The organism is Natronococcus sp., from assembly GCF_047921035.1.
Lineage (GTDB): Archaea > Halobacteriota > Halobacteria > Halobacteriales > Natrialbaceae > Natronococcus.
This window is the reverse complement of sequence record NZ_JBLRWX010000057.1, coordinates 1-23,598: the sequence shown is the minus strand read 5'-3', so window position 1 is coordinate 23,598 and position 23,598 is coordinate 1. Positions and strand designations below refer to the sequence as shown.

General features: G+C 66.2%; 20 protein-coding genes. 13 read left to right on the top strand and 7 right to left on the bottom strand.

Annotated elements, in window-relative coordinates; genetic code table 11:
* Positions 1-129: 129 nt before the first annotated feature.
* From ACNA7R_RS12465 to ACNA7R_RS12455, 3 genes are all read right to left on the bottom strand, one after another.
* Positions 130-1,104, bottom strand: coding sequence for an aldo/keto reductase (locus tag ACNA7R_RS12465; protein WP_416283886.1), 975 nt, complete (start codon positions 1,102-1,104; stop codon positions 130-132).
* 90 nt (positions 1,105-1,194) lie between these two features.
* Positions 1,195-1,557 carry a hypothetical protein gene (locus ACNA7R_RS12460; RefSeq protein ID WP_416283885.1) on the bottom strand — a complete coding sequence of 121 codons (363 nt, stop codon included), beginning with the start codon at positions 1,555-1,557 and terminating at the stop codon, positions 1,195-1,197.
* The gene (locus tag ACNA7R_RS12455; protein WP_416283884.1) at positions 1,554-3,977 is read right to left on the bottom strand and encodes a penicillin acylase family protein; all 2,424 of its coding nucleotides are present in this window, start codon (positions 3,975-3,977) and stop codon (positions 1,554-1,556) included. Before ACNA7R_RS12455 ends, ACNA7R_RS12460 begins: the two co-directional genes overlap by 4 nt.
* Before the next feature lie 133 nt (positions 3,978-4,110).
* On the opposite strand from ACNA7R_RS12455, the gene ACNA7R_RS12450 reads away from it, so the two are divergent.
* A complete protein-coding gene (locus tag ACNA7R_RS12450) occupies positions 4,111-4,530 on the top strand; it encodes an SRPBCC family protein (protein ID WP_416283883.1) in 420 nt (139 codons plus the stop codon).
* A gap of 76 nt (positions 4,531-4,606) precedes the next feature.
* Positions 4,607-4,960, top strand: coding sequence for a winged helix-turn-helix transcriptional regulator (locus tag ACNA7R_RS12445; protein WP_416283882.1), 354 nt, complete (start codon positions 4,607-4,609; stop codon positions 4,958-4,960).
* 22 nt (positions 4,961-4,982) lie between these two features.
* Here the strand turns inward: ACNA7R_RS12445 and ACNA7R_RS12440 are convergent, their stop codons facing one another.
* Positions 4,983-5,429, bottom strand: coding sequence for a UPF0179 family protein (locus ACNA7R_RS12440; protein ID WP_416283881.1), 447 nt, complete (start codon positions 5,427-5,429; stop codon positions 4,983-4,985).
* Positions 5,430-5,649: 220 nt separating this feature from the next.
* Complete coding sequence (locus ACNA7R_RS12435; RefSeq protein WP_416283880.1) at positions 5,650-6,060, bottom strand: DUF5820 family protein; 411 nt, start codon at positions 6,058-6,060, stop codon at positions 5,650-5,652.
* Positions 6,061-6,626: 566 nt separating this feature from the next.
* Here ACNA7R_RS12435 and ACNA7R_RS12430 point away from each other — a divergent pair.
* The 5 genes from ACNA7R_RS12430 to ACNA7R_RS12410 all read left to right on the top strand — a co-directional run bounded on the left by ACNA7R_RS12430 (position 6,627) and on the right by ACNA7R_RS12410 (position 15,398).
* On the top strand, positions 6,627-8,699 hold the full coding sequence (locus tag ACNA7R_RS12430; protein ID WP_416283888.1) for a PrkA family serine protein kinase: 2,073 nt from the start codon (positions 6,627-6,629) through the stop codon (positions 8,697-8,699).
* A 1-nt stretch (position 8,700) separates the two neighbouring features.
* Positions 8,701-10,986 carry a PrkA family serine protein kinase gene (locus ACNA7R_RS12425; RefSeq protein WP_416283879.1) on the top strand — a complete coding sequence of 762 codons (2,286 nt, stop codon included), beginning with the start codon at positions 8,701-8,703 and terminating at the stop codon, positions 10,984-10,986.
* Entirely contained in the window at positions 10,977-12,305 is a 1,329-nt protein-coding gene (locus ACNA7R_RS12420) for a YeaH/YhbH family protein (RefSeq protein WP_416283878.1), read from the top strand. The genes ACNA7R_RS12425 and ACNA7R_RS12420 overlap by 10 nt, the downstream gene beginning before the upstream one ends.
* Entirely contained in the window at positions 12,292-14,319 is a 2,028-nt protein-coding gene (locus ACNA7R_RS12415) for a SpoVR family protein (protein WP_416283887.1), read from the top strand. The genes ACNA7R_RS12420 and ACNA7R_RS12415 overlap by 14 nt, the downstream gene beginning before the upstream one ends.
* A gap of 65 nt (positions 14,320-14,384) precedes the next feature.
* The gene (locus ACNA7R_RS12410; RefSeq protein ID WP_416283877.1) at positions 14,385-15,398 is read left to right on the top strand and encodes a HEAT repeat domain-containing protein; all 1,014 of its coding nucleotides are present in this window, start codon (positions 14,385-14,387) and stop codon (positions 15,396-15,398) included.
* Here the strand turns inward: ACNA7R_RS12410 and ACNA7R_RS12405 are convergent.
* The gene (locus ACNA7R_RS12405; protein WP_416283876.1) at positions 15,395-16,057 is read right to left on the bottom strand and encodes a glycerophosphodiester phosphodiesterase; all 663 of its coding nucleotides are present in this window, start codon (positions 16,055-16,057) and stop codon (positions 15,395-15,397) included. The genes ACNA7R_RS12410 and ACNA7R_RS12405 overlap by 4 nt on opposite strands.
* A gap of 170 nt (positions 16,058-16,227) precedes the next feature.
* Here ACNA7R_RS12405 and ACNA7R_RS12400 point away from each other — a divergent pair, with 170 nt between their 5' ends.
* The 6 genes from ACNA7R_RS12400 to ACNA7R_RS12375 all read left to right on the top strand — a co-directional run bounded on the left by ACNA7R_RS12400 (position 16,228) and on the right by ACNA7R_RS12375 (position 21,827).
* The gene (locus tag ACNA7R_RS12400) at positions 16,228-16,728 is read left to right on the top strand and encodes a response regulator (RefSeq protein ID WP_416283875.1); all 501 of its coding nucleotides are present in this window, start codon (positions 16,228-16,230) and stop codon (positions 16,726-16,728) included.
* A 146-nt stretch (positions 16,729-16,874) separates the two neighbouring features.
* Positions 16,875-17,597 carry an SDR family oxidoreductase gene (locus ACNA7R_RS12395; protein WP_416283874.1) on the top strand — a complete coding sequence of 241 codons (723 nt, stop codon included), beginning with the start codon at positions 16,875-16,877 and terminating at the stop codon, positions 17,595-17,597.
* Positions 17,598-17,706: 109 nt separating this feature from the next.
* Positions 17,707-18,852, top strand: coding sequence for a branched-chain amino acid ABC transporter permease (locus ACNA7R_RS12390; RefSeq protein ID WP_416283873.1), 1,146 nt, complete (start codon positions 17,707-17,709; stop codon positions 18,850-18,852).
* The gene (locus tag ACNA7R_RS12385; RefSeq protein ID WP_416283872.1) at positions 18,849-20,282 is read left to right on the top strand and encodes a branched-chain amino acid ABC transporter permease; all 1,434 of its coding nucleotides are present in this window, start codon (positions 18,849-18,851) and stop codon (positions 20,280-20,282) included. Before ACNA7R_RS12390 ends, ACNA7R_RS12385 begins: the two co-directional genes overlap by 4 nt.
* Entirely contained in the window at positions 20,275-21,123 is an 849-nt protein-coding gene (locus ACNA7R_RS12380; protein WP_416283871.1) for an ABC transporter ATP-binding protein, read from the top strand. Before ACNA7R_RS12385 ends, ACNA7R_RS12380 begins: the two co-directional genes overlap by 8 nt.
* Entirely contained in the window at positions 21,123-21,827 is a 705-nt protein-coding gene (locus ACNA7R_RS12375) for an ABC transporter ATP-binding protein (RefSeq protein ID WP_416283870.1), read from the top strand. The genes ACNA7R_RS12380 and ACNA7R_RS12375 overlap by 1 nt, the downstream gene beginning before the upstream one ends.
* Before the next feature lie 69 nt (positions 21,828-21,896).
* Here the strand turns inward: ACNA7R_RS12375 and ACNA7R_RS12370 are convergent, their stop codons facing one another.
* The gene (locus tag ACNA7R_RS12370) at positions 21,897-23,153 is read right to left on the bottom strand and encodes an ABC transporter substrate-binding protein (protein ID WP_416283869.1); all 1,257 of its coding nucleotides are present in this window, start codon (positions 23,151-23,153) and stop codon (positions 21,897-21,899) included.
* Positions 23,154-23,598: the final 445 nt, after the last annotated feature.

The following is a 23,598-nucleotide window of genomic DNA, read 5'->3' as shown; positions in this document are numbered from 1 at the left end:
CGACAGCGCGTCTCTCTGCGGAACGACGATCGAAGCGCGAGCGTAGCGAGCGGTGAGTGAGTCGTCTGTACGTAACGTGAGTTTCACGCTCGATTCCCCTGAAGAAACCGCGGTGTTCCCGAACCCCCTTTAGCTGTGACCCGACACCGCCACCGGCTCGTAGGGCTCCTCGAGGTAGGCGATATCGGACGCCGACAGCGAGATCTCCAGCGCCTCGACGGCCTGCTCTAAGTGTTCGACGCTCGTGGTGCCGATGATCGGGGTGTCGACCCAGTCCTTGTGGAGCAGCCACGCGAGCGCGATCTGGGCCATCGTGGCGCCCTCCTGGGCTGCGATCTCGGCCACGCGCTCGTTTACCTCCTGGCCGCCGCCCTCGCGGTACGGATGCTCGTACATGTGTTCCTCCGTCTCGCCGCGCGTCGTCGAGTCGATCTCCTCGTGGGGACGGGTGAGATAGCCGCGCGCGAGCGGCGACCACGGCATCACGCCGACGTCCTCCTGCTCGCAAAAGGGCAACATCTCGCGTTCCTCCTCGCGGTAGACGAGGTTGTAGTGGTTCTGCATCGTGGCGAAGCGCTCGAGGCCCAGTCGGTCGCTCGTGTGTAAGGCGTCGGCGAACTGGTGGGTCCACATCGAGGACGCCCCGACGTAGCGGGCGTGGCCGCGGCGGACGGCGTCGTCCAAGGCCCGCATCGTCGTCTCGATCGGCGTGTCGTCGTCCCAGCGGTGGATCTGGTAGAGGTCGATGGTGTCCATCCCCAGCCGCTCGCGACTGGCCGCGAGCTCCTGTTCGATCGCCTTCCGGGAGAGCCCGCCCGAGTTCGGGTCGTCCTCGCGCATCCGGAAGTAGCCCTTCGTCGCGACGACGGCCTCCTCACGCCGTCCCTCGAGCGCGTTTCCGAGGATCCGTTCGGACTCACCCTTCGAGTAGAGGTTGGCCGTATCGAAGAAGTTGATCCCCAGATCGATCGCGCGGTCGATGATCTCGTGGCTCTCCTCTTCCTCTAAGACCCACTCGCGCCAGTCGCTCGAGCCGAAGCTCATACAGCCCAGACAGAGCCGGCTGACCTCCATGCCGGTCGAGCCGAGGGTGGTGTACTCCATGACGGGCCGTACTCGGCGGGACGGCAAAACAGTAGGTGGATCGGCAAGCGACGTGCGGGTCGCGTTCGGCGGGTCCGTCGTCGGTTCGGCTCAGATCAGCCCGCGGACGAACGCGCCCAGCGCGGGCAGTCCGAGCGCGCTCGCGACCGTGACGTAGATCGCAGGCGTCATCTCGAGGGCGCGCCAGACCGAATCCCCGAGTCCGATCGCGAAGGCCGCGAGGACGAGGACGCCGAACCCGAGGGCGCCGGCGAGCCCGTGCCAGACCGTCGGCGAGATGAACCCGACGAGCGCGCCGGCGACGACGAGCCCGAGCCAGTGGAGCCACGCGAGGATCAGTCCGATCGGCACGACGACGAGGACGGCCAGCCAGTGGGCCCGTGGTTCGGTTCGGACGCGATCGAGTACGCGTTCATAGTCGTGACTCTCGTCGTGGGACCCGGAGCCCGTCACGACGACCCCTCCTCGAAGACGACGTCGGGGTCGTCATCGTCGTCGAGCGTTCGGTCCATCAGCGTCTGGTCGTTCGCCAGCCAGTCCTCGAGCTGGTCGTCGTAGTGCTCGGAGAAGTAGTCGCCCGAGTTCCCGCCCGGCAGAACTGCGGTTGCCTCACCCCCGGGTTCGACGACCATCCGCCAGCTCGCGCCCACAGCCGAGTCGACGCGGTAGTTCTTTACGGTCGCCCGCGAGCCGTCGGCCGGGCGTTCGGGATAGTTCAGGAACGGCGCCTCCGCGCCGAACGGATGCCTGATGATCCGCGTCGAGTTCCAGTCGCCGTAGGTCTCCCACCCGGCGTCGTCGATCTCGTCGAGCGCGTCCTCGAGCGCGGCGACCATCGTCTCGGGCCGCGAGTGCTCCTCGAAGAACCGGCTGTCGGCGGGAAGCGTCGCGATCACCCAGTCGTCGGGGTAGTACGACTCCTCGAGGCCGGCCTCCTCGAACTCGGGTTCGACGACCAGCCGTCGAAAGTGGTCCATCCAGCGGGCGAAGAGGAGCGCGCCGCGAGAGTCCGCATCCATTTCGTACTCCCAGTCGGCGAGGGTCTCGCGGGCATTCTCGAGGCCGTGGGCACGAGTGTCGTCGGGACTGTCTCCGTTCTCGGTTCGCTCCTCGAGTACCTCGAGCAGCTCCGGCACCAGCTGTTCGGCCCGACCGTCGTAGACGTCGTTCTGTAGCTCCCGGTGAAACTCGAAATCGGTCGGCCCGCCCGACTCGATTCGTTCGTCGAGGCGGTCGTAGATCCGGGCGCCCCGGTAGGGGGTCGCGTACGCGACCCCGACGTAGTGGTCGGGGTCGTCGACGACCCGCTGGTTTGCCGTCGCGAGCACGTCCGGATCGATCGCGTGGGGTTTCTCCTCGAAGGGGACGAAGCCGTCCCAGGTCGAGTCGCCGAACGGCTCGAAACCCTCCCACTCGCCCTCGCCCGCGGAGCCGTCGAAGATCCGGTTTCCCGAGACTGCCTCGCCGTCGATCTCCCGGATCGGGAGCTGCCCCGTCGCGTAGTACAGCGTCCGCCCGTCGGCGTCGGCGTAGACGAGGTTCTGGGTCGGCAGGTCGAACTTTCGCGTGGCCTCGAGCAGCTCCTCGAGGCCATCGCTGCGCTCGAACTCGTAGATCGCCTCCGTCGTCCGCGTGGCTGTATGGCCGGTCCAGGCGACACCGACGGTTCGGCCCTCGCGTTCAAGCACCGGCCCGTGGACGGTCTTCCTGATCTCCACGGTCCGATCGTCGCCGCCCGCGACGGCGATCTCTCGCTCCTCGCGGTCGAACTCGCGCCACTCCCCGTCGTAGCGGTAGCGCTCGCCGTCGCCGTCGATCTCGTAGGTGTAGCAATCGAGGACGTCCGCGCCGACGTTCGTGAACGACCACGTCCCGCGGTCGTTCGCGCCGGCGATAACGAAGGGAACGCCCGGAAACGTCGCGCCTCGAACGGAGGTCTCGGGGGTCTCGACGTGCTGTTCGTACCACAGCGGCGGCGTCATCAGCGTCAGGTGGGGGTCGTAGGCGACGATCGGTCGGCCGCTCTCGGTGTGCTCGCCCGAGACGACCCAGCTGTTCGAGCCGACGCCGGTGGGCGACTCGAACCGCGAGAGCCAGTTTGTCAGCGCCGGATCGAGGGCGTCTCCGCTCGAGACCGAGCCGGCGACCGCCGCCTCCTCGAGGGTCTCCGCTTCGACCGACTCCCGCAGAATCGGCACGTCGTGGTCCAGCCGCTCTGGGAACAGTTCCTCGAGGACGTCCTCGCCGAGTTGGTCGGCGACCAGCGCACGGCGGAGTTCGCCGAAGTTCCCGGTCAGGTCCCAGGAGATCTGTTTCTCCATCAGCATCGAGTCGACGGGCGTCCAGGGCTCGGGCTCGTACCCCAGCAGCTCGAACTCGAGGGGCAACCCCTCGCCGTCGATCGCCGCGTTGACGCCGTCGGCGTAGGCCTCGACGAGCGGCCCCGCGGGCGTGTCGACGACGTACTCCCAGGTCGTCTCGGCCGCGCCCGCGAAATCCATCGCGACGTGGAACTCGTCGTCCTCGAGGGTTCCCTCGCCGGCCAGTTCGGACACCTCCCCGCGCATGACCCGTCGCTGCAGGTCGAGCTGTGCGAGCCGGTCGAACGCCTGAACGTAGCCGACGGCGAAATAGGCCGCGCGCTCCTCGTCGGCCTCGATGCTCGGAACGCCGTACTCGTCGTACCGAACCGTCGCCTCGCCGTAGGGGCTCGCGACGCGCTCGGAGAGGGACCGATCGGCCGCGTCCCAAGCGCTCCCCGAGAGCGGAGCGAACGTCTCGAGCAGCTCCCGAGCGCCGGTCAGCGTGAGCCCGCCGACGCCGGCGGCGAGCGCGCCGGCGAGGAGCCCGCGGCGCGTGGTGGAGGATGGCACGAGTTCACGATTCGGCGCCATCGATATAACTGTCAGCACCCGAACCCGACGGCGACGCCGACGGGTCGTCGGGTTGAATCTCGAACGGTCCCCCGGGCAGAACGTCCTTGTCGCTGGCTCGCCTCGTTCGAGTATGACACGACTCCAGTTCGCGTCGACGCCGGACGGCCGTCGGCTCGAGGCCTCCCACGTCCTCGCAGTCCCGCCGGCGGCGGCCTGGGAACTGCTCGTCGACACTCGGCGGTGGCCGGAGTGGTCGCCGCTGATCAGCGGGGTCGAGGCGACCGACGCGCGCGTTCGGACGGGGACGACGGGTCAGGTGCGGGTTCCCGGTGCCTGGCTGCCGTTCGAGGTCGTCGACTGTGCGGACCGACGGTGGACGTGGCGCGTGGCCCGAATCTCCGCGACCGGCCACCGGGTCGACGACCTCGGTGGGGATCGCTGTCGAGTCGTCTTCGAACTCCCGCTGAGCGGGGCCGGCTACACGCCCGTCTGTCTGCGCGCCCTCGAGCGCATCGAGGCGGTGCTCGAGGACGAGGTCGCGACGCCGTAGCGCCGTATCCTGGTATCGATCGGTTAGCTGGTTCGGATCCGAACTGCTATACGGCGGGGCGTCCTACCGTCGAGCGATGGCAACCCCGCAATCCCGCGACCCGAGCGAACAACAGGACGAGGCCTGCCCGGTCGTCGAATCGATCGAACAGATCGGCTCCCAGTGGCGACTCGCGGTCCTCCACACCCTGCTCGAGGGCGAACACCGCTTCAACGAACTCAAACGCGAGACCGGCGCCAACGCCCGCACCCTCTCGCGGGTACTCGACGACCTCGGCGAGATGGGGTTCGTCGAGCGCCGCCTCGAGGAGGACGCGCCGATCGCGACCTACTATAGTCTGACCGAGAAGGGCGAGTCGCTCGAGCCGGTCTTCGAGGAGATCTCCTGCTGGGCCGACAGCTGGCTCGAGGGCGAAGCGCTCGAGGCCTAACCGGCTGAAACGAGTCTCTCGATCAGTCGTCGGTCTCGAGTTCGACTAACTGCAGCGACCGGTCCAGGTGACAGACGTCGTGTGGCGGGTCGCCGACGATCTTCCGGATGCGGTACTCCTCGTCGAACGCGACGCCGTCGGGTTCGCAGTACTCGTGGCTCGGACACTCGACGTACGGACAGGGACCCTGGAGGCTCGCCTTACTGCCGGCGAAGGCGCCCTTCGTGGTAATGTTCGCCCGCACGGGGACGGGTTCAACCTCGACCGCGCGGACGCCGCCGTCGTGCATCGCACACTCGAGGGTCTGGGCGTTCTCGCGGACGGAGGTGACGCGGTATTTCGTGTCGGGCGAGAGGTTGAGACACTGGCTGCGGTACGGACAGCCCGCACAGCCGTCGGCCTCGCCCTCGTAGACGAACTCGGTTCCCGGCTCGGCCAGGCGGGAGCCGATGAGCGTGACGGTCGACATACGGATCGATAGTCGCGGACGGCGGTTAAGCCTCACGTCCCGCGGTCCGGTCGAACTGATCGGTACAGACGACTCACTCACCGCTCGCTACGCTCGCGCTTCGATCGTCGTTCCGCAGAGAGACGCGCTGTCGCGCGTCTCGGACGGCTGTTCGCCCAGTAGAAACGGCGAGCGAAGCGAGCAGTTTGCCCACCTGCGTAACGCCTCGAGGAACCCGGACTTACGACTCCGTCACGTCCGAGCCGGTGAGTTCGTCGAGCCGATCGAAGTACCGTTCGCGAGGCACCTGGTACAGCGCCCGGTAATCAATCTCGCCGTCGTCGAACTGCCGGGCGAGTTCGACCGCGCGCTCGAGCCCCTCCGCGCGCGTCTCGAACCGGTTCGTCTCGTTCAGCGAGACGTCGGGCTCGAGGTAGAAGGTGACGAACCAGTCGTCCTCGAGCGTTCGGTCGGTTGGGTTAGTTCCGGGCCTGCGCGTCCGCTTGCCGTGGGTCAGGTACAGCGTCGGCAGGCAGGCTGCCGGAAACTCCTCGCCGTCGAAGACGTCCGGTCGGTACGCGAGTACGATCCGGCCGTCGTCCTCGGCCGACCAGACCTCCCAGGTCTCGGGGAGGGACTCGAGGTCGCTCATAGCCGATCGTAGGCGCGGTCGTCCTAAATGGGCGTCGTCCGTCGGGCGGGCGCCGACCGATCCGATTCGGACACCTATTTACGGTCCTGAACGACGCGGGCCGGACGTGCCGGGGGTTGCAAGCGAACGAGTTATCCCGATCGGCCGTTCCCGTGGTAGGTGAAACCACCTCAACCAAGTATATTTCTCAATCATTAGTCTGAAAGGAGGTACTGGTAAATACCTTTTGGGGCTAACTTTAAGTAGATGGATTACTCACTCATTAAATACTATCGGTATCCGTTCGCCGGACCGATCCACTTCGCGCCCGTCCCCGGCGCACCCGTCGACCGAGCCCGGTACCCCGGCGCCCGGCGACGAAAGTGGCACTCGATCACACATGGCACGACACGATGCCGCCCGCGCCGGTTCGCGCGCCCCGCGAGCAGTTCGCGGTGTACGCCGAACGTGGCGTTCGTGTCGAGTCGTCCGAGACGACGGATCGCGACGGTCCGGCCGCGCGACGGGTCAGGCTGGTCGAGCGACGTTCCGATACGACGGGGGAGACCGAAACTGGCAATGATACCATGAACGGTGACATCGAGACGCTCGAGAAGCTCAGTACGGATTACAAGGAATCGATGCCCGCGGACCTGCGGGAGACAAAGTCCTTCGACTGGTACTTGGAGGAGTGCTACGAGGATCCGAGGATCACCCGCAACGCCCACCAGCGGGTGGCGGACATGTTCGACTACTACGGGACGACCTACGACGAGACCGAAGGGGTCGTCGAGTACGAACTCGCCTCCGAAGACCCGCTGGGTGACGGCGAGAACACCTTCTACGGGAAGGTGATCCACCAGTCGATCCACGAGTTCGTCAACAAGGTGAAATCGGGCGCTCGCAGGCTCGGCCCCGAACGGCGGATCAAGCTCCTGCTCGGCCCGGTCGGGTCGGGGAAGTCCCACTTCGACAAGCAGGTCCGGAAGTACTTCGAGGATTACACCCTCCGCGAGGAGGGTCGGATGTACACGTTCCGGTGGACGAACCTCTGTGACGTCATCCAGGACCAGGATCCGGCCGACGACGTCGTCCGCTCGCCGATGAACCAGGACCCGCTCGTCTTGCTTCCCCTGGAGCAACGCCAGCGCGTGATCGACGACTTGAACGAGGCTCTCGACGCACCCTACACGATCCAGAACGAGCAGGCACTCGACCCCGAGAGCGAGTTCTACATGGACAAACTGCTCGCCTACTACGAGGACGACCTCCAGCAGGTCCTCGAGAACCACGTCGAGGTCATCCGCCTCGTCGCCGACGAGAACAAGCGCCAGTGTCTCGAGACGTTCGAACCCAAGGACAAGAAAAACCAGGACGAGACCGAACTGACCGGCGACGTCAACTACTCGAAGATCGCCATCTACGGCGAGAGCGATCCGCGCGCGTTCGACTACTCCGGAGCGTTCTGTAACGCCAACCGCGGCGTGTTCTCCGGCGAGGAGTTGCTGAAACTCCAGCGGGAGTTCCTCTACGACTTCCTCCACGCCACCCAGGAGCAGACGATCAAACCCAAGAGCAACCCGCGGATCGACATCGACCAGGTGATCGTCGGGCGGACGAACATGCCCGAGTACAAGGACAAGAAGGGCGACGAGAAGATGGAGGCGTTCAACGACCGCACCAAGCGGATCGACTTCCCCTACGTCCTGTCCTACGAGGACGAGTCACTCATCTACGACAAGATGTTGAACAACGCCGACGTCCCCGACATCAACGTCGAGCCCCACACCTTGGAGATGGCGGGGCTCTTTGGCGTGCTCACGCGGATCGAGGAGCCCGACACCGAGACCGTCGACCTGCTCTCGAAGGCCAAGGCGTACAACGGCGAGATCGACGAGGGCGACGACATCGACGTCAAGAAACTCCGCGAGGAGGCGGAGGCGAAAGCCGAGATCGGCGAGGGGATGGTCGGCGTCTCGCCACGCTTCATCGGCGACGAGATCGCCGAGGCGATCATGGACTCGAAACACCGCTCGCGCGGGTTCCTCTCGCCGCTGACGGTCTTTAACTTCTTCGAGGAGAACCTCGAGCACCACGGCTCCATCCCCGAGGACAACTTCGAGCGGTACTACCGGTACCTCGAGACGGTCCGCGAGGAGTACCGCGAGCGGGCCATCGAGGACGTCCGCCACGCGCTGGCCTACGACATCGACGAGATCCAGCGCCAGGGCGAAAAGTACATGGACCACGTGATGGCCTACATCGACGACGACACGATCGAGGACGAACTCACTGGCCGCGAGCAGGAGCCCGACGAGACGTTCCTGCGGTCGGTCGAGGAGAAACTCGACATCCCCGAGGACCGCAAGGAGTCGTTCCGCCAGGAGGTCTCGAACTGGGTTTCCCGCCGGGCCCGCGAGGGCGAGGCGTTCAACCCCCAGGACAACGAACGGCTGCGCCGCGCCCTGGAGCGCAAGCTCTGGGAGGACAAGAAGCACAACATCAACTTCTCCGCCCTCGTGAGCGCCAACGAGTTCGACGACGACGAGCGTTCGTCGTGGATCGACGCGCTGATGGAACAGGGCTACTCCGAGGAGGGAGCCAAGGAAGTGCTCGAGTTCGCCGGCGCGGAGGTCGCCAAAGCCGAGATGGAAGATTAACATGACCGCACGCGATTACGTCAGCGAGGCCGACCGCACCCTCGAGGAGACCTACGAGGAGCCGATGAGCCTCGCGACCTACGTCGACCGGGTCTTCGAGAACCCGACGATCGCCTCCCACGCCTCGAAGTATCTGCTCGAGGCGATCGAGGCTGCCGGCACCCGCACCGTCGTCGAGGAGGGCGAGGAGAAGGAACGATACCGGTTCTTCGACGATCCGCACAACGACGGCGAGCACGCGATTCTGGGCAACACCGAGGTCCTGAATCGGTTCGTCGACGACCTCAGATCGATCGCCGCGGGGCGGGCGAAAGACGAGAAGATCATCTGGTTCGAGGGCCCCACGGCGACGGGCAAGTCCGAACTCAAGCGCTGTCTGGTCAACGGGCTGCGCGAGTACTCGAAGACGCCCGAGGGACGCCGGTACACCGTCGAGTGGAACGTTACGACGGCCGACGTCGAGGAGCGAGGACTGAGCTACGGCGCCGATCCGACGACCGTCGACGACATCCACTGGTACGAGAGCCCGGTCCAGACCCACCCGTTGTCGGTCTTTCCCGACGCGGTTCGGGAGGAGCTGCTCGAGGAGCTGAACGACGAACTCGAGGACCACGTTCCCGTTCGGGTCGACGCCGCGCTCGATCCCTTCTCCCGGGAGGCGTACAACTACCTCGAGGAACACTACCGCCGCGAGGGGAAGGACGCGCTGTTCTCGGCGATCGCCGACGACCAGCACCTCCGGGTGAAAAACTACGTCGTCGAGATCGGTCAGGGCGTCGGCGTCCTCCACAGCGAGGACGACGGCCGTCCCAAGGAACGGCTCGTCGGCTCCTGGATGCACGGGATGCTCCAGGAACTCGACTCGCGGGGCCGGAAGAACCCGCAGGCGTTTAGCTACGACGGCGTGCTCTCGCAGGGTAACGGCGTCCTCACCGTCGTCGAGGACGCGGCCCAGCACGCCGACCTGCTCCAGAAGCTGTTGAACGTCCCCGACGAGCAGTCGGTGAAACTCGACCAGGGGATCGGGATGGATATCGATACGCAGATGCTGATCATCTCGAACCCCGACCTCGAGGCCCAGCTCAACCAGCACTCCGACCGCAACGGGATGGACCCGCTGAAGGCGCTGAAACGCCGCCTCGACCGCCACCAGTTCGGCTACCTGACGAACCTGAGCCTCGAGACGGAGCTCATCCGCCGGGAGCTCACGAACGAGACGTCGGTCTGGGAGGCCGACCACTACCTCGACCTCGTCGATCGGATCCGCGAGCCGGTGACGATGACGGTCAAGGACCGGGACGGCGAGCCGAGCCGCCGGGAGTTCGCTCCTCACGCGATCGAGGCCGCGGCGCTGTACGCGGTCGTCACCCGGCTGGATCAGGAGGATCTGCCCAACGGACTGGATCTCGTCGACAAGGCGATGATCTACGACCAGGGCTACCTTCAGGAGGGTGACAGCCGCCGCGAGAAGGAGGAGTTCGACTTCGACGGCGACGGCCGCGACGGCGACGGCGGGATCCCCGTCACCTACACGCGGGACACCCTCGCCGAGTTGCTCCAGGCCGACCGGGACCGCCACCACTCCGAACTGGCGGTCGAGGACGTCGTCATGCCCCGCGACGTGTTGAACGCGATGGCCGAGGGGCTCTCCGAGGCCCCGGTCTTCTCGACGGGCGAGCGCTCGGAGTTCGAGAACCGGGTCGTCCCCGTAAAGAACTACGTCTTCGACCAGCAGGAAAGCGACGTCATCGAGGCGATCATGCACGAAAAACGCGTCGACGAGGAGACCGTCGCCGAGTACGTCGAGCACGTCTACGCCTGGGAGACCGAGGAGCCGCTGTACAACGACCGCGGCGAGCGCGTCGAGCCCGATCCGCTGAAGATGAAACTGTTCGAGATCGAACACCTCGGGCGCTTCTCCGAAGCCGAGTACGAGGGCAACCTCCCCAGGGAGAGCGTGCGAAACTTCCGCCGGGAGAAGGTGATCACGTCGCTGAACCGCCACGCGTGGGAACACCGCGACGAGGACTTCTCCGTTCAGGACGTCGACCTCACCGCGATCCCGGTCATCAAGTCCGTCCTCGAGAGTCACGACTGGGACGACGTCGAGCGAACGTTCGAGGACTTCGACCCCCGCCAGTGGGACGATCCGCCGAGCGGGACCGAGACGGAGACCGTCAAGGACCGGACGATCGAGACGATGGTCGAACAGTTCGACTACACCGAGGCGTCGGCCGAACTGACCAGCAGACACGTCATGGGACAGGTGTGTTACAGATGGGACTGAGAGACGACCTCGAGCGATTCCGCGAGGTGGGCGAACAGCGCCGCGAGGATCTGGCCGACTTCATCAAATACGGCGACCTCGGCGGCGGCAGACCCGATCGGATCCAGATCCCCGTCAAGATCGTCTCCCTGCCGGAGTTCGAGTACGACCAGCGCGACCAGGGCGGCGTCGGCCAGGGCGACGGCGGCACCCCCGACGTCGGCCAGCCGGTCGGCCAGCCCCAACCCCAGCCGGGCGACGACGACGGCGACGGCGACGAACCCGGCGAGGAGGGCGGCGACCACGAGTACTACGAGATGGATCCCGAGGAGTTCGCCCAGGAGTTAGACGAGGAACTCGGGCTCGACCTCGAGCCGAAGGGCAAGAAGGTCGTCGAGGAGAAGGAGGGCCCGTTCACCGACCTCACGCGGACGGGCCCCGACAGCACGCTCGACTTCGAGCGGATGTTCAAGGAGGGGCTCAAGCGCAAGCTCGCGATGGACTTCGACGAGGAGTTCCTGCGGGAGGTCTGCAAGGTCGAGGGCTTCGGCCCCCGCGACGTCTTCGAGTGGGCCCGGAGCGAGAGCATCCCGGTGTCGATGGCCTGGATCGAGGACGCCTACGACGACATCCCGCCGGCCGAACGCGGCGCGTGGGCCTCGGTCGAGGAACTCGAGGAAAACGTCGAACGCCAGAGCGTCCAGCAGAAGATCCGCCGCGAGGGGATCAAACACGTCCCGTTCCGCCGGGAGGACGAGCGCTACCGCCACCCCGAGATCATCGAGGAGAAGGAGAAGAACGTCGTCGTGGTCAACATCCGGGACGTCTCGGGCTCGATGCGCGAGAAGAAACGCGAACTCGTCGAGCGCACCTTCACCCCGCTGGACTGGTATCTCACGGGGAAGTACGACAACGCCGAGTTCGTCTACATCGCCCACGACGCCGAGGCCTGGCAGGTCGAACGCGAGGAGTTCTTCGGCATTCGTAGCGGCGGCGGGACGAAGATCTCGAGCGCGTACGAACTCGCCGACGAGTTGCTCGAGGAGTACCCCTGGAGCGACTGGAACCGCTACGTCTTCGCCGCGGGCGACTCGGAGAACTCCTCGAACGACACCGAGGAGCGGGTGATCCCGCTGATGGAGGAGATCCCGGCGAACCTCCACGCCTACGTGGAGACCCAGCCGTCGGGCAACGCGATCAACGCCACCCACGCCGAGGAGCTCGAACGGCACTTCGGCCGCGACGCCGAGGACGTCGCGGTGGCGTACGTCAACGGCGCCGACGACGTGACCGACGCGATCTACGACATCCTCAGCACGGAAGGTGATACGGATGACTAACTCGAACACCGACAGGTTCCGCAAACAGGCGATCGCGAGCGACCTCGAGGAGCCGGTCCGGGAGGCGCGCAACCTCGCCGAGAAGCTGGGCCTCGAGCCCTACCCCGTCAAGTACTGGATCGTCGACTACGACGAGATGAACGAACTCATCGCCTACGGCGGGTTCCAGTCGCGATATCCCCACTGGCGGTGGGGGATGCAGTACGACCGCCAGCAGAAACAAGGCCAGTACGGCGGCGGGAAGGCCTTCGAGATCGTCAACAACGACAACCCGGCCCACGCGTTCCTCCAGGAGTCGAACACGCTGGCCGACCAGAAGGCCGTCATCACCCACGTCGAGGCCCACTCCGACTTCTTCGCGAGCAACGAGTGGTTCGGCCTGTTCACCAGCGGCCAGTCCGACGAGGGCCAGGTCAACGCCGCCGCGATGCTCGAGCGCCACGCCCGCGCCATCGACGAGTACATGTCCAATCCCGAGATCGATCGGGCGGAGGTCGAGAAGTGGGTCGACCACTGCCTCAGCCTCGAGGACAACATCGACCAGCACCAGGTGTTCAGTCGGCGCCTGGAGATCGACGGTCCCGCCGAGGAGATCGACGAGGATCTGGCGGCGAAACTCGACGAGCTCGGGCTCTCCGAGGAGATCAAAGGCGAGGTGTTCGACGAGGAGTGGCTCGAGAAACTCGAGGGCGAGGACGGCCCCGTCAACTTCCCCGAAGAACCCCAGAAGGACGTGCTGTCGTTCGTCCGCGAACACGGCAAGCAGTACGACGACGACGCGGGTCGAGCCGTCGAGATGGAGCCCTGGCAGCGCGACGTCCTCGATATGATGCGGGCGGAGGCGTACTACTTCGCCGCCCAGAAGATGACGAAGGTGATGAACGAGGGGTGGGCGGCCTACTGGGAGTCGACGATGATGACCGACGAGCGCTTCGCCGGCGACGACGAGTTCCTCAACTACGCCGACCACATGGCGAAGGTCCTGGCGTCGGGCGGCCTCAACCCCTACAGCCTCGGCATGGAGCTGTGGGAGTACGTCGAGAACACCACTAACCGCCGCGAGGTCTTAGAACGGCTGCTGCGCGTCGAGGACGTCTCCTGGCGGAACCTGACCGACGTCGTCGACTTCGATTCGGTGCTCGAGACCCTCGAGCCGCCGGCACCGCTCGGGAGCGTCGACGCCGCCGGGATCGACTCACTGGCGGAGTTACCCGAGGAGTGGATCGACCGAGAGGCGCTCGAGCGCGCCCGCGACGGCGAGATCGATCTCGAGCGCTATCCCTGGAAGGCCCTGACCTACGAGGGGCTGGCCCGTCGGCACTACTCGCTGGTCAAGCGCCAGCACCGCGGCTTCCTGAGCCGGGTGAACCAGAACGAACTCGAGCGGATCGGTCGGTACCTCTTCGACGACGCCCGCTACGCGAGCGTCGAGGAGGCCCTCGCCGACGTCGACTTCACCGCGGGCTGGGACCGGATGTACGACGTCCGGGAGAGCCACAACGACGTCACCTTCCTCGACGAGTTCCTCACCCAGGAGTTCATCACGGAGAACAACTACTTCACCTACGAGCACTCCCAGGCGACGGGCCAGTTCCACGTCGCCAGCGACGCCGCCGAGGACGTCAAAAAGAAGCTCCTGTTGCAGTTCACCAACTTCGGGAAGCCCACGATCGCGGTGTACGACGGCAACTACAACAACGCCAACGAACTCCTGTTGGGCCACCAGTACAACGGCGTCATGCTCGATCTGGGGCAGGCCCGCGAGACGCTCAAGCGGATCTTCGAGCTCTGGGGACGGCCCGTGAACCTGCTGACGATCGTCAAGGAGGTCGACGAACACGACGTCGAAGTCGCCAAACGGCGCAACCGGGAGCCCGAACCCGAGGAGCGCGGGAAGCTCATCCGGTACGACGGCTCAGAGGTGACGATCGAGGACGTGCCCTGGGAGGAGGTCGATCACCTCGCGGCCGACGACGTCGACTACGACACCAAACCCGAGGAGTGGCTCGCCTAGCTGGCTCTCTCGAGCGGCGGACAGTCGTAACGCTTTTATTGATTTTCAGACATAGGGTAGACGAGATGGACTGGGATGGGGGCCAAACCGTCGAGCAGCGACAGCGATCCGGGACGGTAGATCTACCGGTAGTACTCGCCGGACTCGACGCGACTGATTCGACGACCAGACAGGAGGCCGTTCGGACCGTCCGCGACGGGGTCGAGAGCGAGCCCGGAACGTACGTGCCGACGGTTCCGAAGCTCCGCGAACTCCTCCGAGAGCCGGAGTTCGAACTCCGGGAGGCGGTCGCCTACTCCCTGGCGGAGTTGGCGATCGAAGCCCCCTCCGACGTCACCCCGTCGACCGACGCGCTCGTCGCGGTCGCGGCCGAGAACCCGAACACGCCGGCGACGGGAGAGCTGCTCCGGTGTCTCGCCGCGGTGGCCGCCGAGCGCCCGACCGCGCTCGCGGACCACGTCCCCGCGCTGGTCGACGTCACCGCGGCCCGGGACGGCGACGAGCGGGGGATCCGAACGCTGGCACACGTCTCCCGGGCGCGGCCGGAAGCCCTCGAGCCAGCCCTCGGGTTGCTGACCGAGACGCTGGCGACGGCGCCGGGCGACGACGCCGTTTCGGCGCTGTCCGCGCTGGGTCGGCTGGCCCGCTCGGAGGCCGAGCTCCCCTCGCTCGCGTTCGTCGAACACGTCGTCGACCTCCTCGCTCGTGACGACGCGGAGCTCCGGCGCAACGCGATCGGCTGTCTGGCGGACGTCGCCCACCGCCGACCCGGAGCCGTCGAACCGGCCTGTCCGCAGGTTCGGACGGCCCTCGAGAGCGACGATCCAAAAACGCGGGCCAACGCCGCGGTGACGATCGGACGCGTCGCCGCCGCCAGCCCGTCGGTCGTCGAGCCGGTACGAGCGCGGCTGCTCGAGTTGCTCGAGGACGATCACCAGTACGTTCGGGCCAACGCCTGTATCGCGCTGGGCTACGGGAACGTCACCGAAGCGCGCGACCGTCTCTCGACGCTCGCGACCGGGGACCCGGAGCCGACCGTTCGTGATCGAGCGGCGTGGGCCTGCGGAAAACTCTCCTAGTCGAGCTGAATCGGCCGATCCGCCGAGATGCAGTCGACCCCCCACAGCCCGAGCAGCCGCGCCGTCGTCCACCGTTCGATCGCCCAGGCGTGGATCTCGAGGTCGACCCGCTTCGCCCGTTCGACGAGTCGGGTCGTCAGACACCGCCAGTAGTTCGCCCCGATGACGTCGCAGTCGAGTTCGACCGCCGTCGTCACCGGCGTCTCGAGCCGGCGGCTGACGAGGAGGCCGGTCGGCTGGTCGCGGTCGTGTTCCCGGATCGCTCGCAACTCGGGGAGCAGGAAGGAGGTGACGACGACCCGGTTCTCGACCCCGTCGAGGGCCTCGAGGACGTCCGCGGCGATCCCCTCGGCTTTCATCTCGAGGTTGATCTCGAGGTGGTCGGGGACGGCCGCGAGCATCTCCTCGAGCGTCGGGATCCGTTCTTCGGAGTCGAACACCGACAGCGAGCGCAACTCCTCGAGGGAGCTGTCGGCGACCGCTCCCTCGACCCCGGTGACGCGGTCGGTCGTCTCGTCGTGGATGACGACGAGTTCGCCCGAACCACAGCGCCGGACGTCGAACTCGACCGCGTCGGCGTGTGTCGCTGCAGACTGGACCGCGGCGATCGTGTTCTCCGGTGCCGTCGCGGCGAAACCCCGGTGGGCGATCAGACGCATTCGAGTAACGGCTCGTTCGCGGGTGACTTGAGCCTGTGGAATCGCTCCCGAACCGTGCCGTTACTCGAGCGATAGTATCGGTCTAAATAACTTTATTAAATTCGTTAGATTATATCGTCAAACAAGTTTATATAGGATCGGCATACATATAATTATCAGAGATAGAAATTATGGAAAGTAAGCAGTACTCGACCCCGGACGCCTCGACTCTGGGGCGATCGCAGTACGAAACCGGGACCGAACAGCGATCCCGGCTGCTGCTGATCGAGAACGACCCGGACGACGCGCGACGGGCCCGGGAGGCGTTCGAGACGGTCGCGACCGAGACCGAAATCGAGGTGGCGACCGACGGCGCGGCGGCCCTCGAGTTCCTGCGCGAACGGGTCGAGGAGTCCGAGCGGATCCCGGATCTCGTACTGCTGGCGCTGGACTTGCCGGAGGTCGACGGGTTCGAGTTCCTCGAGAACGTTCGGGACGACGCGGACCTCGTTCAGTTGCCGGTGCTGGTGTTGTCGGACTCGAGCGCCTCCAGCGACGTTCACGAAAGTTACGAGCGGGCCGCGAACGCGTACCTCTCGAAACCGTCCGACCCCGACGAGTTCGAGACGGTCGCGAGCGCCATCGACCGCTTCTGGCTTCGACGGGTCTCGCTTCCGCCACACGGGTTCTGATACGGATCGCCGTCGCGTTTTATCGGTGATCGCTCGGACGGACAGCGATCAACGGTACCGAACGACGACGCTCCGTCCGAGCGTCGAGTCCGAGTTCGGCGACGTCCGCCCCGAGATTGATCTACGTGGCCCTCGAGAGGAATGGTATGAGTCCACAGACAACGTTCGACGTGGAGTTTACGGATACCGTCGCGGTCGTCACGGGGGCAAGCGGCGCGCTCGGCAGCGCGGTCGTCGACCGGTTCCGTGCCGCCGGCGCGACCGTCTGTGCCGTCGACGTCGTCGAACCCGACGCCGAGGACAGCCTGCTCGAGCCCGACGATCGAACCGTCTTCTACGAGGCCGATCTCACCGACGAGAGCGAGGTCTCGACCCTCGTCGAGGACGTCGTCGACGACCACGGCCGGATCGACCACCTCTGTAACGTCGCCGGCACCTGGCGGGGCGGCCAGCCGATCGAGGAGACCGATCTCGAGGAGTTCGACATGCTCGTCGACGTCAACCTGAAGACGGCCTTCCTGGCCTCGAAACACGCCCTGCCCCACCTCCGGGAGTCCGACGGGGCGATCGTCAGCGTCAGCGCCCGCTCGTCGCTCGAGGGCGGCGAGGGCGACGGTCCCTACCGGATCACGAAGGCCGGCATCCGGCTGTTGACCGAGACGCTGGCCGCGGAGAACGCGGGCGTCGTCCGGGCGAACTGCGTGATGCCGAGCGTGATCGACACGCCGATGAACCGCGAGATGATGCCCGACGCCGACCACGACGAGTGGGTCGATCCGGAAGAGATCGCGAACGTGATGGCGTTTCTCTGCAGCGACGGGGCGGCGGTGACCAGCGGCGCGGCCGTCCCGGTGTACGGCGAGGCGTAGCGGGGGCCGTTCGGCGAGGCTCGGCGGGGTCGATTCGCTCGAGGGTGCGTGTTCATCGGTGGCGAGTAGCGTGAACTATATACTCGAGGCCGTAATCACTCAACGTAACATGGGTGTTGGTAACACAGGGGAAGGAGTTTCGGAGTTGGTCGACGAAACGAGAGAGCGGTTCTCGTCGCCGTCCGGCCAGGACCTGTTCGCGCTGCTGATCGTCCTCGGGATCGTCGTCCTCGCGCTCGATCTTGTCAGGCGGCTCGCGACGGGCGAGATGGCGTTCGGGCGGCTGTGGCGGTACACCTGGAACGGGCTGGTCGACTCGCTGTACATCGCGCTGGCGGCGATCGGGCTCTCGATGACCTACAGCATCCTCCGGTTCGCAAACTTCTCGCACGGCGATCTGGTCACGACGGGCGCGTTCTCGGGGTGGGCGGTCGCGTGGCTGATCGGCGGTTGGGGTGTCTACAGCGTCGGCGAACTCGTTCTGTTCAGTCCGACGGCGGCGGGGCCGACGGGCGGCGAACTGGGAATGAGCGTGCTGGCCTCGCCCGTCGCGATCCTGGTCGGACTCGTGGCGGCGGCGCTGTTGACCGTCGGCGTCGCGCTGGCTATCGACCGCCTCGTGTACAGACGAATGCGCGACGCGGGCGGGATCTCGCTGCTCATCGCGAGCGTCGGCGTCGCGCTCGCGCTCCGGTACATCATCGGCGTGTTCTGGACCGTCGAGTCCCACTCCGCGACGGCGAGCGCGCCGATCGTCGAGGAGCTTCCCGCGTGGCTGCCCTTCGAACGACTCAACCTCCACGAACTCACGCTCGTCGCGACGGCGGTCGGACTGATCGTCGGGCTCCACCTCCTGCTTCAGTACACGAAATTGGGGAAGGCGATGCGCGCGATGGCCGACAACAAGGATCTCGCGTTGATCACCGGCATTCCGACCGAGCGGGTGATCTTCGCGACCTGGTCGATCGGTGCGGGGCTGGCCGGCGTGGCGGGCTATCTCATCGTCCTCGATCGGGGGCAGTTCTCGATCAACATCGGCTGGTTCCTGCTCCTGTTGATCTTCGCGGCGGTGATCCTGGGCGGGATCGGCTCGATCTACGGCGCGCTGGTCGGCTCGCTCGTGATCGGGCTGACGATCAACGTCTCGCTGATCTGGATCCCGGCCGACCTCAACGAGATCGCGGCGTTTACGCTGATGATACTGATACTGATCGTCAAACCCGACGGGCTACTCGGAGGTGTTGAGACGGCATGAGCGGCGCCGATCCCGACGGCGACCCCGAAACCGACACCACGGCGGTGCCCGGGGACGACGTGCCGGACGACTCGGCGGAGGCGTCCGGCGTGACCCGGCCGAAGTGGCGTTCCGACCTCCTGTTGATCGCGAAGGTCGTCCTCGCGACGTACGTCGGCTTCTTCCTCGTCGGCGTGCTCTCCGGGGCGGGAGTCAACGCCACGGTCGGCACGATCCAGTCGATCACCTACTTCGCGGCGATATTCGCGCTGGGCGCGCTGGCGCTGAACCTCCACTGGGGGTACACCGGGATGTTCAACATCGGCATCGCCGGCTTCATGGCGATCGGGGCCTACACGATGTCGATCGCCATCGCCTCGCCGGACGGCTCGCCCGCCGGCTTCGGGCTGCCGATCCCGGTCGGCATCGTTCTCGGAGTGATCGCCGCCGGTATCGCCGGCCTTCTGCTCGTGATCCCGACGCTGCGGGTCCGAGCCGACTACTTCGCGATCGTCACCCTCGGCTTTTCGGAGATCGTCAGACTCTCGGTCCAGTCCCGGAGCCTCCGCCAGATCGGCGACACGGCCTACGGAACCGGGGGCGGACAGGGGATCAGGGCGACCCCGGTCGACAGCGTTGTCGGCTGGCTGTTCGACCAGCCGGTCGTCGGCGAACTCGGCGACGTTCTGATCGCAGTCGGTGGGACCGTCGGTATCGCCTCGTCGGTTCTGGAGCGCGGGATCTATACGCTCGTCCTGATCCTGTTCGTGATCGCCTTCTACGTCCTGTTGACCCGGATCGCCCGCTCCCCGTTCGGCCGCGTGCTGAAGGCCATCCGTGAGGACGAACTCGCGGCGAAGTCGCTCGGCAAGCGCACCGACCGCGCCAAGATCGCGGCGTTCGCGCTCGGCTGTGCGCTGATGGGGCTGGTCGGCACGCTGTGGATGGGCAGTCGAACCCACATCAGCCCGAACCACTTCATGCCGCTGATCACGTTCTACGTCTTCGTCGCGCTGATCGTCGGCGGCGCGGGGTCGAACACCGGCAGCGTCATCGGCGGGTTCGCCTTCGCCGCCTTCATCTTCGAGGGGCCCCGTTTCGTCCGGACGATGGTCCGTGCGAACCTCGGGACCGACTTCCCGCGGACCGCCTACGGCGCGTTCGCCGAACTCGGTGCCGGCGATCCGTCGGCCCTGATCGGCTACGTGCTCTACCAGCAGGCCGACGAGGTACGGTACATCGTGCTCGGCGTCGTGCTCATCGTCCTCATGATCAAGCGCCCCGACGGGCTGCTGGGCCACCGCAAGGAGATCTCGGCGGGCGTCGACCTGAGCCGTCGCGGCCCGGTTGCCGACGGCGGACGACCGGCGGTCGGGAGCGACGACCCCTCGAGCGACGGAACCGGGACGAACGAACCTCCCGCGACGAACGGAGGTGACCGCGATGAGTGACCTCGAGCCAGGCGCCGACCCGGGAGCCGACCGTAGCGAGGGCGACGACGATCGGGTAGATCGCGCCGTCGAGGACGCCGTTCTGGAGGTCCAGAACTTAGAGAAGCGCTTCGGCGGGATCGTCGCGGTCGACGGCGCGAGCTTCGCGGTCGAGCGGGGATCGATCACCGGACTGATCGGGCCGAACGGGGCCGGCAAGTCGACGACGTTCAACTGTATCACCGGCGTCCACCGGCCCGACGGCGGACGAGTCGTCTTCGACGGTGAGGAGATTACCGGTGAGCAGCCCCACCAGGTCGCGAACCGCGGGCTGGTCCGAACGTTCCAGATCGCCCGCGAACTGCCGGAGATGACCGTCCTCGAGAACATGATGCTCGCGCCGAAGGGACAGCGCGGCGAGTCGCTGTGGCGGTCCGTGTTGCCGTACTTCCGCGGGGAGGTGATCGACCAGGAACGGGAGCTTCGCGAGCGGGCCTGGGAGACCCTCGAGTTCTTCGAGATCGACCACCTGGCCGAGGAGTACGCGAAGAACCTCTCGGGCGGCCAGCGGAAGTTACTGGAACTCGCGCGAGCCCTGCAGACCGAGCCGGAGATGCTCATGCTCGACGAGCCGATGGCCGGCGTCAACCCGACCCTCGAGAAGAAGCTCCTCGAGCACATCCACGAGCTGCGCGAACAGGGGTACAGCTTCCTCATCGTCGAACACGACATGGACGTCATCATGAACAACTGCGAGCGCGTGATCGTCATGCACCAGGGCGCCGTCCTCGACGAGGGGGCGCCGACGGAGATCCAGTCGAACGAGCAGGTGATCGAGGCGTACCTCGGAGGTGAGATCTGATGGCCATCCTCGACGTCTCCGGGCTGGACGCCGGCTACGGCGACCTCCAGATCATCGACGACGTCGACCTCGCGGTCGGCGAGGGCGAGTACGTCACCATCGTCGGCCCGAACGGGGCCGGCAAGTCAACGGTGATGAAGTCCGTCTTCGGGCTGACCGTCCATATGGGCGGCTCGATCGAGTTCGCCGGCGAGGAGATCAGCGGCTACCGACCGGAGGAGATCATCACGACCGGGATCGGCTACGTTCCCCAGAACGACAACGTCTTCCCGTCGCTGTCGGTCCTCGAGAACCTCGAGATGGGCGCCTATATTCTGGACGACGTTCCGCAGGATCGACTCGAGCGGATCTTCGATCGGTTCCCGATCCTCGAGGAGCGCCGGAGTCAGGCGGCCGGCGACCTGAGCGGGGGCCAGCGACAGATGCTGGCGATGGGGCGGGCGCTGATGCTCGATCCCGATCTCCTCCTGCTGGACGAGCCGAGCGCCGGGCTCGCGCCGGACCTCGTCGGGGAGATGTTCGACCGGATCGATCAGATCAACGCGGACGGTACCGGGGTGTTGCTGGTCGAACAGAACGCCAAGGAGGCGCTGCGGCGCTGTGACAGGGGCTACGTCCTGGTCCAGGGACAGAACCGGTACGTCGACAGCGGCGAGGCGCTGCTCGCGAACGAACAGGTCCGACAGGACTTCCTGGGCGGCTAGCGGGGCGCCCGCTGGAGCGAGCCGTCGCTCGAATCGCTTTTGCGGTATCGAAAAAGATTGCCGGTCCGATCAGGCCTCGTACTCGACCGTGTCCTCGACGTCGTAGCCGTCCTCGTGGTACCGACCGATCTCGTAGGTGACCGCTACCTGGTCGCCGTTGTCGTCGAACTCGACGGGCCCGGACGCCCCGCGGTACTGGATCTCGTCCCCGTTGGCGGCCATCTCGAGGCCCTCGCCCAAGTTCTCGGGCGTGACCTCCTCGCCGTCGGGGTTTGCCACCTCGCGGACGTGTTCGGCGATGGCGGCGCCGTCGATCTCGCCCGCGGCGAGGGTCGCGAGGATGAGCACCGCCGTCGCGTCGTAGGCCTGGGCGTTGAACACGCCGGGTGCACTGTCGTACTCCTCCTCGTAGAGGTCGGTGAAGTGGCCGGCGCCGTCGCCGCCGGCGCCGGGTGCAGTCCCCATCACGTTCTCCATCGGGTTGTCGACCTGGCCGGGCAGCGACGGGTCGATGAGGCCGTCCGGCACGAGGATCGTCGTCCCGTCGTCGAAGTCGGTGTAGAAGTCCCGGAAGATGACCTGGCCGCTCTCCGGGTAGCCCACGACCATCAGCAGGTCGGGCTCCTCGCCGACCGTGCTCTCGAGTTCGGAGTCGTAGGAGGCCTGCTCGGGCTCGAAGGGAACTTCCTCGAGGACCTCGGCGCCGCGGTCCTCACAGCCCGCGACGAACACGTCGTTGAGTCCCTGGCCGTAGTCGTTGTTCAGGTACATCGTGGCGACCGACTCGGCGCCCTCCTGTTCGACGGCGATCTCGGCCATCGCGTCGCCCTGCCACTCGTCGCTGGGCGCGGTTCGCAGCAGGTAGTCGCCGGGCATATCCGTGATGTCGGGCGAGGTGCTGGCCGGCGAGATCGCGACGACCTCGCCGTCGTACCAGACGTCCTCCGCGCAGGTGATCGTCACGTCCGAGGCGGCCGCGCCAGTTACGGCCGGGTAGCCCGCGTCGAGCAGCGCCTCGGCGCGGCTGACGCCGACGTCGGGCGTCGTCTCGGTGTCCTCGCGCCGAACGTCGATCTCGAAGTCGACGCCCTCGTTCGCGAGCTGGATCGCCGGCAGTTCGGCCGCGTCGGCGATCGGCGTTCCCAGATCCCCGAGGTCGCCCGACTCCGGCTGGAGGACACCGATCATCGCGTCGGCGTCACCGTTGTCGTCCGCGTCGGCCTCGCCGTTGCCCGCGCCGATGGCGTCCAGACAGCCCGCGAGCGAGAACGTTCCCGCCGCGCCGATTCCCCCCAGTACTTGCCGTCGGTTTGGTTCCCCTACCATGGTGTATGGTGCCACCTTCCAATATAAAGAGTTTCTGTGAACGATAACACGTATTTTCTCGAGAAAGAAAGTCTGACCGCAACAACGGCCGGACGGGACGGCACGGCGTCGGCGCTTCCGTGGCCGTTTCGTGCGTGCCGTGACCGGAACGCCGGCTCGAGGGACGAACGGACGTCGAAAAATCCGAGGGCGACCGATCAGCATAATTCGAGGTGGAGCCTCCGACCTCAAGGAGCGAGCGAAGCGAGTGAGTTGGTCGGAGAGGAAACCGACAATGGACGACGCAACCGCACGACGATAGCCACCCGACTCCCAAGCGTATAAGCACCGCTAGACAGTAGTCTGAAACATGGAGGTTCGTCGAACCGCGCCGGTCAAACTCATCGTTCCCGATGAGCGCCGCAACGACCTCGCCAGAACCGTCGGTTCTGGCTGGCTCACGAGT